Origin of the sequence: Bacillus basilensis (assembly GCF_050630465.1) — a bacterium.
GTDB classification, from domain to species: Bacteria; Bacillota; Bacilli; order Bacillales; family Bacillaceae_G; genus Bacillus_A; species Bacillus_A basilensis.
The window spans coordinates 39,819-57,275 of sequence record NZ_JBNTQO010000006.1 but is presented as its reverse complement, the minus strand read 5'-3'; the positions used below and the strand labels follow the sequence as shown (position 1 = coordinate 57,275).

Sequence of the window (17,457 nt, the reverse complement as noted above, 5' to 3'; positions counted from 1 at the left end):
GATGGCTAAGAAGGGGAATGTATTACAACAACTTGGGTCTTTAATTGGACTAGTATTAATTATTGTAGTAATTACAGCTTTAAATCCAGCATTTATTGAAATTCCAAATTTATTTAATATACTGCGTCAAGTATCGATTAATGCGCTTATTGCATTCGGAATGACCTTTGTAATTTTAACAGGGGGTATTGACTTATCGGTAGGTTCTATTTTAGCATTATCAAGTGCACTTGTTGCTGGAATGATGGCAAGTGGCATGGACCCGTTTCTTGCAATGGCAGTTGGATTATTGGCGGGTCTTGTAATGGGAATTTTAAACGGTATCATCATAGCGAAGGGAAAAGTAGCTCCATTTATTGCGACTTTAGCAACAATGACTATTTTTCGTGGGTTGACGCTTGTTTATATGGACGGACGTCCGATCACTGGTCTTGGTGATCATTTAATGTTCCAAATGTTTGGCCGCGGTTATTTTCTCGGTATTCCGGTACCAGCTGTTACAATGATGATCGCTTTCGCAGTACTGTACTTCATTTTGAAGAAAACGACATTTGGTCGCCGTACATTTGCAATTGGTGGAAATGAAGAAGCAGCAGCATTATCAGGTATTAATGTTACGAGAATTAAAGTAATGATTTACGGTCTTTCCGGAATTTTGGCAGCGCTTGCAGGTATTGTCTTAACATCACGACTAGATTCTGCACAGCCAACTGCAGGTACTTCTTACGAATTAGATGCAATCGCAGCAGTTGTATTAGGTGGAACAAGTCTTTCTGGAGGAAGAGGATGGATTGTTGGCACATTCATCGGTGTGCTTATTATCGGTGTATTAAATAACGGTTTAAATTTATTAGGCGTATCTTCTTTCTTCCAACAAGTTGTAAAAGGACTTGTAATCTTACTAGCTGTATTAATTGATCGTCGAAAAGAAGCGTAATGGAGGGACAGTTCATGAAGAAATGGTTACTTATACTCGTTGCATGTATTATGGTCATTACTGCTGGTTGTTCAATGGAACCACCAGAATGGGCAAAGGATTCTAGCGATAAAGGTCGAAATAAAACTATTAAAGTTGGATTCTCTGTTTCAACTTTAAACAATCCATTTTTTGTGACTTTGAAAAAAGGAGCAGAAAAGAAAGCGAAAGAAAGCGGCATTGAATTGATTGCTGTTGATGCACAAAATGATGCAGCAAAGCAAACGAACGATGTTGAAGATTTAATTCAAAAAGGTGTCGATGTAGTTGTTATTAATCCAACCGATTCAGATGCTGTTGCCTCAGCAGTAAGTGCGGCAAATGCAGCGAATGTCCCTGTTATTACAGTAGACCGCGTTGCAAATTCAGGTAAAGTTGTTTCTCACATTGCCTCTAATAACATTGAAGGTGGTCAAATGGCTAGTGATTACATTCGTGAATTAGTCGGCGAGGGAGCAAACGTTGCTGAATTAGAAGGAATCCCTGGCTCTTCTGCTGCTCGTGAGCGCGGGAAAGGATTCCATAAGGTAGCTGATAAGTCTTTAAAAGTAGTTGCCAAACAAGCAGCTGATTTTGATAGAGCAAAAGGATTATCTGTTATGGAAAACATTTTGCAAGCAAATGGTGATATTAAAGCGGTGTTTGCGCATAACGATGAGATGGCATTAGGGGCACTTGAAGCATTGAAGTCTGCCGGAAAAACGGATGTAGTCGTTGTTGGGTTTGATGCAACAGAAGATGCTGTAAAAGCGGTTAAAGATGGGCGTATGGCTGCAACAGTTGCTCAAAAACCGGAATTAATCGGGGAGAAGGCGATGCAAACAGCAAAAGAAATCACACAAGGTAAAAAAGTGGACAAATCTATTCCGATTGAATTAGAGCTTATTAAGAAAAACAAATAAATATAAATTGAAAATTAGGAAGGAAGAATAACAAATGAAATTCTTTATTGATACAGCAAACATTAACGAAATTAAAGAGGCAAATGCATTAGGCGTAGTAGCTGGAGTAACGACAAACCCATCACTTGTAGCAAAAGAAGGCGTAGATTTCCATGAGCGTATTCGTGAAATTTGCAGCTTTATAGAAGGACCTGTAAGCGCAGAAGTAATTAGCTTAGAAGCTGATAAAATGATTGAAGAAGGAAAAGAATTAGCGAAGATTGCTCCAAACGTTGTTGTAAAAGTACCAATGACAACAGAAGGTTTAAAAGCAGTAAAAGCATTCTCTGATTTAGGGATTCGTACAAACGTTACATTAGTATTCTCAGCAGTTCAAGCATTACTTGCAGCTCGTGCTGGTGCAACATATGTATCACCATTCTTAGGTCGCTTAGATGATATCGGTCATAACGGTATGGACTTAATCCGCCAAATCGCAGAAATCTTTGCAATTCACGGAATCGAAACAGAAATCATCGCAGCATCTGTACGTCACAGTGTTCACGTAACTGATGCAGCATTAAATGGTGCACATATTGCAACAATCCCAGCAAACGTAATTGCTTCATTAGTGAAGCACCCATTAACAGATCAAGGAATTGAGAAATTCTTAGCTGATTGGGAAAAAACACAAGAGAAATAATAGAAAATCAAGAATCCTAGTTTAATTGACTAGGATTCTTTTTTTATATTTAAAAGAATTTTCATGCAATTTTGCATATTGTCTTTTAAATTTGTTATATAAACTATTTAATATATACAAATCACTCTTTATTTTTCATATTTTGATATAAAGTGAAACTTTAATTAGTGGGGGGCTTTGTTTATTCCCCCACTAATTATTAGTTGAACCAATTGGGCTTTTACGGGCAGTTATCTCACACCTAACTTCCTCGCATTCACCGAATTTTGAGGTGGGAGTCTTACTGCCCGTTAAAGCGGGATAAACAGATAGAGGGTCTGACCAGAAAACTGGAGGGCATGATTCTATAACAGAAAGTTTAACGTTTATAGAATTATGCCTTTTTATATAGGGAGGTAGTAAACAGGGATTTCGACAAAAATGCAACTATTTATCTGAATTTTAAGTTTTATAAAAGGAGAGAAATGGAATGAGAAGAAAAGCGCCATTTAAAGTGTTATCGTCATTAGCAATTGCGGCAATTATCGGATGCACATCTGTAATGAGTGCTCCATTAGCATACGCAGAAACGCCAGCAAAAGAGAAAGACAATGTATCTACAACACCAATTGATTACAATTTAATTCAAGAAGATCGTTTAGCGGAAGCGTTGAAAGAAAGAGGAACAATCAATCCAGCATCGTCTAAAGAAGAAACGAAAAAAGCCGTAGAAAAGTACATTGAAAAGAAACAAGGGGATCAGGCAAATAAAGAAATTCTTCCAGCTGATACTGCTAAAGAGGCATCTGATTTCGTGAAAAAAGTAAAAGAGAAAAAAATGGAAGAAAAGGAAAAGGTAAAGAAACCTGAAAGAAATGTTAGTCCTGAGCAAAAGCCAGAACCAAATAAAAAGCAATTGAATGGACAAGTCCCAACTTCTAAAGCGAAGCAAGCACCGTATAAGGGAACTGTTCGAAATGATAAAGTATTAGTATTACTCGTTGAATTTAGTGATTATAAACATAATAATATTGATCAAACGCCAGGGTATATGTATTCGAATGACTTTAGTAGAGAGCATTATCAAAAAATGTTATTTGGTAATGAGCCGTACACATTATTTGATGGTTCAAAAGTAAAAACGTTTAAACAATATTATGAAGAGCAGTCTGGCGGTAGTTATACGACTGATGGATATGTAACAGAATGGCTAACTGTCCCAGGAAAAGCGTCTGACTACGGTGCTGATGGTAGCAGTGGTCATGATAACAAAGGTCCAAAAGGCGCACGTGATTTAGTGAAAGAAGCTTTACATGCAGCTGCTGAGAAAGGTTTAGATTTATCTCAATTTGATCAGTTTGATAGATATGATACAAATAGTGATGGAAATCAAAATGAACCTGACGGTGTAATTGATCATTTAATGGTAATCCATGCTGGTGTTGGTCAAGAAGCTGGTGGCGGTAAATTAGGTGATGATGCAATTTGGTCACATCGTTCAAAATTAGCAATAGATCCAGTAGCGATTGAAGGCACAAAATCAGAGGTAGATTACTTTGGTGGAAAAGTAGCAGCACATGATTACACAATTGAACCAGAAGATGGAGCAGTAGGTGTATTTGCGCATGAATTTGGACATGACCTTGGCTTACCAGATGAATATGACACGAAATATACTGGAACTGGTTCACCTGTCGAAGCTTGGTCACTAATGAGTGGAGGTAGTTGGACAGGGAAAATTGCAGGAACAGAGCCAACTAGTTTCTCGCCACAAAATAAAGATTTCTTACAAAAGAATATGGGTGGCAACTGGGCAAAAATTTTAGAAGTAGATTACGATAAAATTAAGCACGGTGTAGGAGTTCCTACATATATTGATCAAAGTGTTACGAAATCTAATCGTCCAGGCGTTGTACGTGTTAACTTACCAGGTAAAAGTGTTGAAACGATTAAACCAGAGTTTGGAAAGCATGCATATTATAGTACAAGAGGCGATGATATGCATACAACATTAGAAACACCGTTCTTGGATTTAACAAAAGGAATAAATGCAAAATTCGATTATAAAGCAAATTATGAGTTAGAAGCAGAGTGCGATTTTGTTGAAGTGCATGCAGTAACAGAAGATGGAACGAAAACATTAATTGATAGACTTGGAGAAAAAGTAGTCCAGGGAGATAAAGATACAACAGACGGAAAATGGATTGATAAATCATATGATTTAAGTCAATTTAAAGGAAAAAAAGTGAAACTGCAATTCGATTATATTACAGATCCAGCTGTAACATATAAAGGTTTCGCGATGGATAATGTAAATGTAACTGTTGATGGACAAGTAGTATTTTCTGATGACACAGAAGGAACATCTAAAATGCAGTTAAATGGATTCGTTGTTTCTGAAGGGACAGAGAAAAAAGCTCATTATTACTACTTAGAGTGGAGAAACTATGCGGGATCAGATAATGGATTAAAAGCAGGGAAAGGTCCAGTGTATAATACAGGTCTTGTCGTTTGGTATGCAGATGATAGCTTTAAAGATAACTGGGTTGGGGTGCATCCAGGTGAAGGCTTCCTTGGGGTTGTAGACTCTCATCCAGAAGCGTTTGTTGGTAATTTAAATGGGAAACCAGCGTACGGTAATACAGGTATGCAAATTGCGGACGCTGCATTTTCGTTTGATCAAACACCAGCATGGAGTGTAAATTCATTAACACGTGGACAGTTTAACTATTCTGGATTACAAGGTGTTACAACTTTTGATGATTCAAAAGTATATAGTAACAAACAAATTGCAGACGCAGGAAGAAAAGTTCCGAACCTCGGACTTAAATTCCAAGTTGTTGGACAAGCAGAGGATAAATCAGCAGGCGCTGTTTGGATTAAACGTTAATAACAGAAAAGCACATTCTTCATATGAAGAATGTGCTTTTGAATTTGTACAGTAAGTTATTATTTTAGCTTATGTAATACAAGTGTCTGTTCATATGTAGTGTATCAAATTCTGTAGGGAAAGGAAATATTTCCGAGGAAATTGTCGAAGTATCGTTGGTATTGATACACTTTTTTTGTAAAAGAAGAAATGTAGTATTGCCTTTACAGTTTAATTTATTTACATTGTTACTTGGCTATACACAAAAGTAATATATTCGGCAATAAAAGAGCGCTATTCGATAGTGCTCTTTTTTATGAATAGAAAGGAGTGAGTTAAATGAAAGAAGTAATTGAATGTCCACAGTGTGAAGGGAATATTACTGCGCAACATATTATGGATCTCCCGCATCCTTTTTCATTCAGGTGTCCACACTGTAAAGTGAGGATAAAAGAAATGAGGATCACACCGTGCTTAATATTAGCAGCAATTTGTATAATCCCACTGTTTATTATAATTGGAGAGAGTATTAAGGAATTACTAGTAAAATATTTTTCTATTATAGACGATGTGCCAACTGTACTTATTTTCTTCTTATTTTGTTATCCACTGTATTATCTCTATGAAAAATATAATGCCATATTGTTTATTAAATACGGCTTATTGAAAGTTAAAAGTTGAATAGGAGTTTATCATTAAAAAAAGACAATGATGGAATTAACCCATCATTGTCTTTTTTACTTTGCTTCTTACGTAAATCATTCCGGCAAATGTTAATAAGAATGCAGTTCCAATAACGAAGCTGACGCTAGGTGATGCCCCGATTGCTCCGACTGTAAAGGATCCAGCAACAACGCCTAATGAGAAGAAAGCATAAAACAATCCGAATGCTTTTCCACGCTTATCATCTGTCGTATTTTCAACAAGTAATGCATTTATTGATGGGAAAAGGATAGCGAATCCAATGCCATAAACCATCATAACGATAAAGAGCATACCTTTTGTTGCGAATAATCCAAGTAAAGATAATGCTAATGCCATTACTGCAATACCAATTAGCATTAGTTTTGAACGATTAAATCGATCGTAAATACGATTTGTTGGCAGTAAGAAGAAGAGGATAGCGGTAATGCCGAATACACTTAACATCATGCCTGTTGTAGATGCTTTAAGTGCTAATGCCTCAACTTTCACTGGTAACATATAAGTGACAATTCCTTGTGAAAACATTAGTGTGAAAGCACCAATATATGCCTGTAATAACGGTTCTGATTTCAATAGTTCAAACATATCTTCTTTGTTCATCATTTGTGTTCTTGAAGTATCTTTTCTTGATACGTTATTTGGTAAGAAGAAGAGAGATACGATTGTACCAAGAACCATTAAAATAGAAATGGTAATGAACACCCACTCTATACCAGCAGTTGCTTTCATAATCCCGCTAAAAGCAGGTCCTACAATTGCCGCTGTTCCAACAGCAGCACCAGATAGAGCCATTGCCTTACCTTGTCTTGCTGCATTTGTTTGTTTTGATAAAAACGTAAAGGCAGCAGGAATTAAAAATCCATCACTAAAGCCATGCATAAAGCGCACAACTAATAGTTGTTCACCACTTTGAACAACGGTGTATAACAAGACTATGAAACTCGTAAGCCCCATGCTTATATAAAGTATTTTTTTTGCACCAAATTTATCGACGGCAGCGCCAGCAATAATATTACCGATCATATTTGCGAATGAGTACATGCCGACAACTAGCCCAATAATAAGAGGGGATCCTCCAAGACTTTGAGCGAACGTACTCATAATAGGTAATTGTGAAAATGTATCTAGAAACGCTACGATAACAATAAAGTAAATAAAATATTTCAAGCGATATTCACCTCTCCTATGCTATTATGGCATAATGCTAATTTCAACCGCAATGAAATTGAATTAACAGATGTGGAAAAAAGTACAAAGTGACAAAATGTTGAACATTATTTGTTAAAATTTAGTGGAAATGATATTGTTTTTTTGAAATATACGGATTAAAGTATTATAATAGATTTGTAAACTTCACCAGGTTAAGTATATACGTAGAGAGGGATGTATAAGATGAAAGCACTACTTTGGCATAATCAACGTGATGTACGAGTAGAAGAAGTACCAGAACCAACTGTAAAACCAGGAGCAGTGAAAATCAAAGTTAAATGGTGTGGTATCTGTGGGACAGACCTGCATGAATATTTAGCAGGACCTATTTTTATTCCAACAGAAGAGCATCCATTAACACATGTAAAAGCACCGGTTATTTTAGGTCATGAGTTTAGCGGTGAGGTAGTTGAAATCGGTGAAGGCGTTACATCTCATAAAGTGGGAGACCGCGTCGTTGTAGAACCAATTTATTCTTGTGGTAAATGTGAAGCTTGTAAACATGGACATTACAATGTTTGTGAACAACTTGTTTTCCACGGTCTTGGTGGAGAAGGCGGCGGTTTCTCTGAATATACAGTAGTACCAGAAGATATGGTTCACCATATTCCAGATGAAATGACGTATGAACAAGGTGCACTTGTAGAACCAGCAGCTGTAGCAGTTCATGCAGTACGTCAAAGTAAATTAAAAGAAGGGGAAGCTGTAGCGGTATTTGGTTGTGGTCCAATTGGACTTCTTGTTATCCAAGCAGCTAAAGCAGCAGGAGCAACTCCTGTTATTGCAGTTGAACTTTCTAAAGAACGTCAAGAGTTAGCAAAATTAGCAGGTGCGGATTACGTATTAAATCCAGCGACTCAAGATGTATTAGCTGAAATTCGCAACTTAACAAATGGTTTAGGTGTAAATGTGAGCTTTGAAGTAACAGGTGTTGAAGTTGTACTTCGCCAAGCAATCGAAAGCACAAGTTTCGAAGGTCAAACTGTAATTGTTAGTGTGTGGGAAAAAGATGCGACAATTACTCCAAATAACCTTGTATTAAAAGAAAAAGAAGTTATAGGTATTCTTGGATACCGTCATATTTTCCCAGCTGTTATTAAATTAATTAGCTCTGGCCAAATTCAAGCTGAGAAATTAATTACGAAAAAAATCACAGTGGATCAAGTTGTTGAAGAAGGATTTGAAGCACTTGTAAAAGATAAAACACAAGTAAAAATTCTTGTTTCACCTAAATAACAGAGAATAGTAAAAAGTAGCTCTTTTCTAGAAATAGAAGAGGGCTACTTTTTTTCTATACAGAAAGGTGATAGACTTTCCTGTAACTAAAGGTATTTTGTTTGGAAGGGGAAGTCTAATGCTTTCATTTATGTTGACATTGAAACGGATGCTAAAAGCTTGTTTACGAGCGTGGAAAGATAAAGAATTTCAAGTATTATTCGTATTAACATTTTTAACATTAACATCCGGTACGATTTTTTATAGTACAGTTGAAGGATTACGTCCTCTTGACGCTTTATATTTTAGTGTGGTCACGTTGACGACCGTCGGTGATGCGAATTTTAGTCCGCAAACTGATTTTGGAAAGATATTTACGATATTATACATATTTATAGGGATCGGATTAGTGTTTGGATTTATACATAAGTTGGCAGTTAACGTACAACTGCCAAGTATACTATCGAAGAGAAAAAAAGAGTAAAGCATGTGGATGCTTTACTCTTTTTTACATTAGTTTAGACAAGTATTTGCAGAAGCTTAACAATACTTTATTACAATATAAGTGCATTCATTCATTATATTCACTATGTATAAAGTTATAATGATATGAAAATCTGCATATTTTAATTTAGTAATAGATATTTCGTGAAAGGTGGGATATTCTAATCATAGGTTAACCGGACGACATCATAGGATCCTAACAAAAAGTTTACAATAATTCAATTATAAAATGGAGGATTTCAGATGAAAAAGAAAGTACTTGCTTTAGCAGCAGCTATTACATTAGTAGCCCCTTTACAAAGCGTTGCATTTGCTCATGAAAATGATGGGGGAAGTAAAATAAAAATAGTTCACCGTTGGTCTGCTGAAGATAAACATAAAGAAGGTGTAAACTCTCATTTATGGATTGTAAACCGTGCCATTGATATTATGTCTCGCAATACAACACTTGTAAAACAAGATCGAGTTGCACAAGTAAATGAATGGCGTACGGAATTAGAAAATGGTATTTATGCTGCTGACTATGAAAATCCTTATTATGATAATAGCACATTTGCTTCACATTTCTATGATCCAGACAATGGAAAAACATATATTCCATTTGCAAAGCAGGCAAAAGAAACTGGAGCTAAATATTTTAAATTAGCTGGTGAATCATATAAAAATAAAGATATGAAACAAGCATTCTTCTATTTAGGATTATCTCTTCATTATTTAGGAGATGTAAACCAACCGATGCATGCGGCAAACTTTACAAATCTTTCGTACCCACAAGGATTCCATTCTAAATATGAAAACTTTGTAGATACGATAAAAGATAATTATAAAGTAACGGATGGAAATGGATATTGGAACTGGAAGGGTACAAATCCAGAAGATTGGATTCATGGAGCGGCAGTAGCAGCAAAACAAGATTACGCTGGAATTGTAAATGATAATACGAAAGATTGGTTCGTAAAAGCAGCTGTATCACAAGAATATGCAGATAAATGGCGTGCTGAAGTTACACCAATGACAGGTAAGCGATTAATGGATGCACAACGTGTTACTGCTGGATACATTCAGCTTTGGTTTGATACGTACGGAGATCGTTAAGTATTTAAAAAAGGTCAAATCTCATAATAGAGTATTTGGCCTTTTTATCACTATACACATGGAGGTATGAAACGTGAAAGGTAATTTGCTAAAAGGTGTACTTAGCTTTGGAATTGGTTTAGGAGTTTTATACGGAGGATTTTCAGCTCAAGCAGACACATCTACAAATCAAAATAGTACTTTAAAAGTGATGACACATAATGTGTATATGTTATCAACAAATTTATATCCGAACTGGGGGCAAAGCCAGCGTGCTGATTTAATCGGGGCAGCGGATTATATTAAAAATCAGGATGTTGTTATATTAAATGAAGTGTTTGATAATAGCGCTTCAGATCGTCTTTTAGGAAATTTGAAGAAAGAATACCCAAATCAAACAGCTGTATTAGGTCGTAGTAAAGGAAACGAATGGGATAAAACGTTAGGTAGCTATTCATCTTCAACTCCTGAAGATGGGGGCGTTGCAATCGTGAGCAAATGGCCAATCATTGAAAAGGTTCAATATGTATTTGCAAACGGATGCGGACCAGATAATTTATCAAATAAAGGATTTGTATACACGAAAATTAAGAAAAATGATCGTTTCGTTCATGTGATTGGGACGCATTTGCAGGCTGAAGATAGTATGTGCGGAAAAACTTCACCTGCATCTGTACGTACAAACCAGTTAAAAGAAATTCAAGATTTTATTAAAAATAAGAATATACCAAATGACGAGTATGTCCTATTTGGTGGTGATATGAACGTAAATAAAATAAATGCAGAGAAAAATAGTGACTCAGAGTACGCATCAATGTTTAAAACATTACATGCTTCAATTCCATCTTATACGGGACATACAGCAACTTGGGATGCGACGACAAACAGTGTTGCGAAATACAATTATCCAGATGCACCTGCTGAACATTTAGATTATATTATTGCAAGTAAAGACCATGCGAATCCATCTTATATAGAGAATAAGGTGTTGCAGCCGAAATCTCCAGAATGGACTGTTACATCATGGTTCCAAAAATATACGTATAATGATTATTCTGATCATTATCCAGTAGAGGCGACTATTTCTATGAAGTAGTCCTAAAAAAAGTTTCTTCTTAAATAGGAAGAAACTTTTTTATTTTGAAAGAGGAAATTTAAACTTTCTTTCCAATATGTATAAGACATATAGAGAAGAGGGGAGAAAAAATGTGGATCGAGGGATTTTTAAAGAAGTTCCATTACCGTGTGCATTTTTGGATGAAGTGGCTTTAGATAGAAATATTCAATCGATTATAGAACTAAGTGGGAATAAGAAGATTCGTATCGCGAGTAAATCATTACGTTCTGTTCCGGTTATGCAAAAGATTTTAGCTGCAAATGATCGATTTCAAGGTATTATGTGTTTTTCACCTAGGGAAGCTTTGTTTTTACTTGAACAAGGATTCAATGATTTATTGCTCGGGTATCCTGCTTATGATGAAAGAGCGTTACATGAAATAAGTTTGTTAACAAAGCAAGGGCTCATTATAACTTGTATGGTGGATTGTGAAGATCATATTGTTTATTTAGAAAAAATTGCTGAGAAGTCTAAAGGGTGTTTTCGTGTTTGTTTGGATATTGATATGAGTAGTCGTTTTTTAAAGTTTCATTTTGGGGTCAAAAGATCACCGATAAAAGATGTGCAAGGTGCTTTGAAAATAGTAAAAAGGGTGAAAGAATCATCATTTTTAATACTAGATGGTGTAATGGGGTATGAAGCCCAAATTGCTGGGGTAGGAGATCACATACCGAATCAACGAGTGAAAAGTAAAGTAATTTCATATTTAAAGAAGAAATCAGTGTTAGAAGTTAAAGAAAGAAGAGGACATATTGTAAAAGAAATACAAAATCTAGGTATTGAACTAAGGTTTGTAAATGGGGGAGGCACAGGAAGTATAAAAACAACTGAGCAAGATGATTCAGTTTCAGAGGTTACGATAGGCTCTGCTTTTTATGCCCCGAAGCTGTTTGATTATTATAAAGAAGTGCAATTTCATCCAGCTGTCGGATTTGCTTTACCAGTTGTGCGTAAACCAGCTCCAACTATTTACACTTGTCTAGGTGGTGGATATATTGCCTCAGGCGCAATTGGGAAAGATAAAGAACCTGAGGTTTGGAGGCCTGATGGTGCAAAATTAGTAGCTTTAGAAGGTGCTGGCGAGGTACAAACACCAATTTTTTATAACGGCGAGGAACGAGTAGAGATAGGAGATTCTATCTTGTTTCGCCATAGTAAAGCTGGAGAGTTATGTGAGCGCTTTCCTTTTTTATATCGTGTGAAAGAAGGAGAGATTGTTGGGGAGTATGCAACATATCGGGGGGATGGCCAATGCTTTCTATAAAGGGACAGAAATGGAGAAATTGGACAGGGAATGTAGAAGGAACGCCGCATTATACGATGTATCCAGAAAGTGTACAAGATGTGGTAGAAGTTGTAGGACTTGCGCGAAAAAAAGGGAAGAAAATTCGTGTTGTCGGTTCAGGGCACTCTTTTACACCTCTCGTGCAAACGGAAGAAATTTTAGTTTCTTTAGATGAATTGAAGGGCATTGTGAATATTGATGCGGAGAAAATGGTTGCCGAAGTATGGGCAGGAACAAAGCTATATGACCTAGGGAAGTTACTTGAAGAAAAAGGTTATGCACAAGAAAATTTAGGGGATATTGATTCACAATCTATTGCAGGAGCGATTAGTACGGGAACTCATGGGACGGGTGTTACCTTTGGGAGTTTATCAACACAAGTTATAGAGATTACCGCAGTTTTATCTACAGGTGAGAGTATAGTTTGTTCAGAAACGGAGAATGTGGAATATTGGAGAGCTTTTCAGTTGTCGCTTGGGATGCTAGGTATCATTGTAAAAATAAAGTTGAAAGTTATCCCAGCGTATTCGCTCGTCTATGAAAGTGAAAAACAGTCATTATCTACTGTAATGAACAAGCTAGAAGAATATAAGAAGAATCGTCATTTTGAATTTTTCGTTTTTCCTTATTCAGATGAAGTGCAAGTGAAGTTTACCAATGAAACGATGAGTAAAGAAAGTGATTTGAAATGGCATAAATTAAAGGTGGAGTTACTAGAAAATAGGATGTTCTCTTTGTTATCTAAAGGATGTAAATGGTTTCCTTCTATCAGTAAGGGAGTAAGTCGATTATCAGCTAAAGCTGTACCGAATACAAAAATAATAGGTCCGAGCTATGAAGTGTTTTCTACATCACGTACGGTACCATTTTATGAAATGGAATATAGTGTTCCGTCAAAGTATATGAGAACTGTTGTAGAAGAAATTTCAAAGCTTATTGAAAAGAAAAAGTATAAGGTGCACTTCCCAATCGAATGCCGCTATGTGAAAGGTGATGATATATGGCTCAGTCCAGCATACGGTAGAGATTCAGCCTATATCGCTGTTCATATGTATAAAGGTATGAAATATGCTGCTTATTTTGGTGAGGTGGAGAAAATTTTTCTAAAGTACGAGGGACGCCCACATTGGGGGAAAATGCATACGTTAACTTACGAAAAATTACAAAATATATATCCAGAATTACACTCGTTTCTAAAGGTGAGGAAGTTATTAGATGAAACTGGAATGTTTTTAAACCCTTATACAGAAAAATTATTTACGCCTATGAAAAAAAGCTGACAAAGTATTACTTGTCAGCTTTTTTTAGTGTAATTGCATTTCTTGTTTGACTGATGTGCTCGTAAAATAGTAACTTATCACGACTAAATACATGTAATAAAACATGAATAATAAATATGCCGTTAATTACGAATTGGAATAATACTATAACTAGTAATACTAAAGGCTCTGTAAGATTTAAGATAGAACTACTAGAAAGAATATAATTGATTCCACCTAAAATGAAATAGAATATACCATAACGGATGAATAGTTCCTTCATCGTAATACGATCTGACTTTCCTTTCACGTAAATACGAAGCAATGCTTTACCAATTGTTTTTCCATTCGTAAAGTATGGAATGATAATAAAGTAAATAAAGATCGAACACGTTATGAAAATGAGTTCGTATATGTTCGTGTAAGATTGAATATTAGAAACAAAGAAAGAATTTCCTTTGTTTTTAATGACAGGTACAACGATAGATAAGAAAATCCAATCAATTTGCATCGCGATAAAGCGACGAACGAATCCGACTGGTTTCGTTTCCAAATCAATATGACTATCTAACTCGTTTGCTTTCGGAAGGAAGTACGTAAATATCGGTGCAATGATAAAGCCAATTACGCCGCCTAATGTATTTAAAAACAGATCGTCTATATCAAATAAGCGGTATGCACAATTGTATATACCGTATAGTCCAGTCACTTGTGTTAGCTCGAAAAAGAGTGAAAGACAAAAAGAAATACAAATTGTTTGTAGGAAACTACGGCGGAAATAATAACGTAAGTAAATACCGAATGGAACGGTTAATAGAACGTTAAATGCTACTTGTAAAAATGCAGATTCTTTTAATAGGTAGAAATAAGTAGCTGGTTTCGTTAAAATTGCCGAGGTATGATTACTAATTTCTTGTATGAAATAAAATGGTGATAGTTGCATGTGCTGCGTATTAGCCGGTTGTAGGCTACAAGTATCATATGTTTGTGGCAACGGCAAAATCACAAGAAAATAGGCATTTAATAAATAAAGTAATAATGAGTATAAAATAAATGAACGCCATTTATTTAAATAACCATACTTTCGATAATTAAAAATTAAGAAAGGGATTAATAGAAACATTGCTAAAAAAGGAAATAAAATAAATGCTGTTTTTACAGGGAATAAATATGCAGTCAAAATGAAGCTCCTTTCAATGAAAATTCGTTTACCATTATAACGTTAAAAGAACCTTAAAACAAAATTAAAATATTTTGAAATAGAAAAAATTATAAATTTTAATGGAATTAAGTTATACTAAATTTAATATAAGGATATTATGATTATGATGAGTTGAGAGAGGGTACAAGATATGCGATATGAGCTTTTTTCTGTAAGTGGGAATCGTATTACAACTTTTGAAAGTGCGTGGCGTTTTCAAGAGGGAGAACAGATTTTTGTTCATGATGATCAAACAAAACGAAATTTTATTATTATTCGCCTAACGCATGATGTATTTCAACAAAATAAACATGTTATTCGTTTGTATTGTCAAGAAAAGAAAGTATACGCATAAAAAAGCGAGTCATTCTAGTTTAATAGAATGACTCGCTTTTCGTTTTGTAAGTTTCACTTTATAAGAAAATAAGAGTAAGTACACCTACGATAATGCAATAGAAAGAGAAATATTTTAAATTTCCTTTTGCCATAATATTCATAAACCATTTTAACGAAATATACGTCATGATAAATGTTGCGATAAATGCAACGACATATGGTACGAATAATGTGTTTAGATTTGGATCTTTTGCAATGTCTGTAATACTTAGTAATAAACCACCTAAGCTAACAGGGATATATAGTAAGAAGGAGAAACGAAGGGCTGTTTCTTGTTTCATACCAAGTAACATCGCTGCTACGATTGTTGCACCTGATCGGCTAATTCCAGGGATTAGTGCGCAAGCTTGTGCTAATCCGACGATGATTGCATCTTTCATAGAAAGGTCACCATCATTTTTACGTCCACGCAAGTTTCTAATAATCCAAAGGCCAACAGCAGTAATGAGAAGGGAAATCCCAACCATCTTCACACCTTTTAAGTACTGATCGATGTAATCTTTAAATAAAACACCAATAACACCTGCTGGAATGGTCGCAATAACAAGGTAAATAATAAAGAAGAAATCTGATTTTGCGTCTTCTGCTCTTGTAAATATATAAGATAGACCATTCTTTGTTAGACGAATTAAATCATTTCTATAAATAAGTAATACAGCTAATAATGAAGCTGAATTAACAAGTAGTTCGAAGCTAAACCCTTCTATTTTTAGTCCTAGCAAATGCTGTGCTAAAACGAGGTGACCGCTTGAAGAAATCGGAATTGGCTCTGTTAGTCCTTGGAACAGACCAAGAATTAAATATTTTAAAATGTAATAAAATTGTTCCATAATAACCTCCTTGTTTATTAGTCGAAAGAAACAACTTGTCCATTATAACAAAGATACGGATGAATATTGAGAAGAAATAAATATTCGAAAAATAATAAAAACCCCTTATAGCGCTATAAGGGGTTTTTATTATTAATGAGAAGCCGCTGTTTCTTGAAGACCTTTAGTCAATTGAACATCGACTTTTTCGGCATCATGAATATGGTTCATAATAGTAGTATTTAATTTTTGGAACATTTGTTGTGTATTAGCGAATTCTCGTAATATATCATCATTACAAGATTTTTGGTTTTCGATAGCTTTAATAACATTTGTAGCACCATTTTGTAACGTTTGAATCATAATTAAAATATTTTCAATTCTAGCGTTTGTATCGGCACTCATTTCTACACCTTCATCGACTAAATGTAAATTATCTTTTGTGTTATCGTATGCTTTTTCAATTTCTTCTTGAATTTTTTTCGTTAAGTTGCCGATGTTTTTTGTACTTTCCGCTGTACTTTCCGCTAGTTTTCTTACTTCATTGGCAACGACAGCGAATCCTTTACCATGCTCTCCAGCACGCGCAGCTTCAATACTCGCATTTAAAGCAAGTAAATTTGTTTGTGCTGCAATGTTTTGAATGACTTCTACAATTTGCTCGATTTCTTTTGAGCGTTCACTTAAATGATTCATACTATTAGACGTACGTTGAGATTGTTCACCTAATTTGTTAATTACAATAAGTAAACGGTGAACAGATTCTTTTCCTTCATTAGAACAGTCAATAATTTCTTCAATAGATTGAATTAAGCTTTGCTCTTTTTGTAACATTTCGTTATTCAATTCATTGGAATGTGTAGTACGCGTTGAAACATTTTCGAAACATGAGTTTAATTGTTGAACTAAATTTTGAAGTGTATGGTGTTGATTATTTACAAGTTTATGCTCTTGAACAACGCTTTGTACACGATCGTGGATAGAAGAAATAATCTCTTGTTTTTCAATATCTTTTTGTTTTAATTCTGTTTCTAGTTCCTGTATACGATTTTCTAATTGATCAATTTTATGTTGGAGTGATTTCTTTTGAGTAAACATATATTTATTTCAACCGCCTTTAGAAGTTATATTTTCTCTATATTTGGATTTTAGCATCTTTTATAATTTTTAAATATAGGAATTGTTAAATATTTAAGAATCTATTACATTTTATGCATAATTCCCTTTTTTTCGTCATGAAAAATAAACTGTATTTAATGGTATTGTAAACAAACT

Annotated in this window: 15 protein-coding genes and 1 pseudogene; 12 read left to right on the top strand and 4 right to left on the bottom strand. The window is 35.0% G+C overall.

Features of this window, described 5'->3' with window-relative positions; translation table 11 throughout:
- Position 1: 1 nt before the first annotated feature.
- The 5 genes from ACQVV1_RS14445 to ACQVV1_RS14425 all read left to right on the top strand — a co-directional run bounded on the left by ACQVV1_RS14445 (position 2) and on the right by ACQVV1_RS14425 (position 6,089).
- Complete coding sequence (locus ACQVV1_RS14445; RefSeq protein WP_242255361.1) at positions 2-937, top strand: ABC transporter permease subunit; 936 nt, start codon at positions 2-4, stop codon at positions 935-937.
- 14 nt (positions 938-951) lie between these two features.
- Positions 952-1,878: a ribose ABC transporter substrate-binding protein RbsB gene (gene rbsB / locus ACQVV1_RS14440; RefSeq protein ID WP_242255360.1), complete on the top strand. Its 927-nt coding sequence runs from the start codon at positions 952-954 to the stop codon at positions 1,876-1,878.
- Positions 1,879-1,912: 34 nt separating this feature from the next.
- A complete protein-coding gene (gene fsa / locus ACQVV1_RS14435) occupies positions 1,913-2,560 on the top strand; it encodes a fructose-6-phosphate aldolase (RefSeq protein ID WP_000667666.1) in 648 nt (215 codons plus the stop codon).
- Positions 2,561-3,029: 469 nt separating this feature from the next.
- A complete protein-coding gene (gene inhA2, locus ACQVV1_RS14430; protein ID WP_242255358.1) occupies positions 3,030-5,429 on the top strand; it encodes a M6 family metalloprotease immune inhibitor InhA2 in 2,400 nt (799 codons plus the stop codon).
- Positions 5,430-5,747: 318 nt separating this feature from the next.
- Positions 5,748-6,089, top strand: a complete 342-nt coding sequence (locus ACQVV1_RS14425; RefSeq protein ID WP_063225116.1) for a hypothetical protein — start codon at positions 5,748-5,750, stop codon at positions 6,087-6,089.
- Between the two features lie 36 nt (positions 6,090-6,125).
- Here ACQVV1_RS14425 and ACQVV1_RS14420 read toward each other — a convergent pair whose 3' ends face one another.
- Positions 6,126-7,280 carry an MFS transporter gene (locus ACQVV1_RS14420; protein ID WP_242255356.1) on the bottom strand — a complete coding sequence of 385 codons (1,155 nt, stop codon included), beginning with the start codon at positions 7,278-7,280 and terminating at the stop codon, positions 6,126-6,128.
- Positions 7,281-7,505: 225 nt separating this feature from the next.
- On the opposite strand from ACQVV1_RS14420, the gene bdhA reads away from it, so the two are divergent.
- From bdhA to ACQVV1_RS14390, 6 genes are all read left to right on the top strand, one after another.
- Entirely contained in the window at positions 7,506-8,558 is a 1,053-nt protein-coding gene (gene bdhA / locus ACQVV1_RS14415; RefSeq protein WP_033691573.1) for a (R,R)-butanediol dehydrogenase, read from the top strand.
- 118 nt (positions 8,559-8,676) lie between these two features.
- Entirely contained in the window at positions 8,677-9,021 is a 345-nt protein-coding gene (locus ACQVV1_RS14410; protein ID WP_242255354.1) for a potassium channel family protein, read from the top strand.
- Positions 9,022-9,284: 263 nt separating this feature from the next.
- A complete protein-coding gene (gene cerA, locus ACQVV1_RS14405) occupies positions 9,285-10,136 on the top strand; it encodes a phospholipase CerA (RefSeq protein ID WP_063225113.1) in 852 nt (283 codons plus the stop codon).
- A gap of 73 nt (positions 10,137-10,209) precedes the next feature.
- Entirely contained in the window at positions 10,210-11,211 is a 1,002-nt protein-coding gene (gene sph / locus ACQVV1_RS14400) for a sphingomyelinase C (protein WP_431169021.1), read from the top strand.
- Between the two features lie 112 nt (positions 11,212-11,323).
- Positions 11,324-12,496, top strand: coding sequence for an amino acid deaminase/aldolase (locus tag ACQVV1_RS14395; protein WP_242255350.1), 1,173 nt, complete (start codon positions 11,324-11,326; stop codon positions 12,494-12,496).
- Entirely contained in the window at positions 12,484-13,797 is a 1,314-nt protein-coding gene (locus ACQVV1_RS14390; protein ID WP_242255349.1) for a D-arabinono-1,4-lactone oxidase, read from the top strand. Before ACQVV1_RS14395 ends, ACQVV1_RS14390 begins: the two co-directional genes overlap by 13 nt.
- A gap of 7 nt (positions 13,798-13,804) precedes the next feature.
- Here the strand turns inward: ACQVV1_RS14390 and ACQVV1_RS14385 are convergent, their stop codons facing one another.
- Entirely contained in the window at positions 13,805-14,956 is a 1,152-nt protein-coding gene (locus ACQVV1_RS14385) for a VanZ family protein (protein ID WP_098556488.1), read from the bottom strand.
- Positions 14,957-15,128: 172 nt separating this feature from the next.
- On the opposite strand from ACQVV1_RS14385, the gene ACQVV1_RS14380 reads away from it, so the two are divergent.
- The gene (locus tag ACQVV1_RS14380; RefSeq protein ID WP_309259714.1) at positions 15,129-15,332 is read left to right on the top strand and encodes a hypothetical protein; all 204 of its coding nucleotides are present in this window, start codon (positions 15,129-15,131) and stop codon (positions 15,330-15,332) included.
- Positions 15,333-15,390: 58 nt separating this feature from the next.
- Here ACQVV1_RS14380 and ACQVV1_RS14375 read toward each other — a convergent pair whose 3' ends face one another.
- Positions 15,391-16,203, bottom strand: coding sequence for an undecaprenyl-diphosphate phosphatase (locus ACQVV1_RS14375; RefSeq protein ID WP_063225108.1), 813 nt, complete (start codon positions 16,201-16,203; stop codon positions 15,391-15,393).
- 132 nt (positions 16,204-16,335) lie between these two features.
- Positions 16,336-16,839: pseudogene (locus ACQVV1_RS14370) on the bottom strand (methyl-accepting chemotaxis protein); the annotation flags it as partial.
- Between the last annotated feature and the right edge of the window lie 618 nt (positions 16,840-17,457).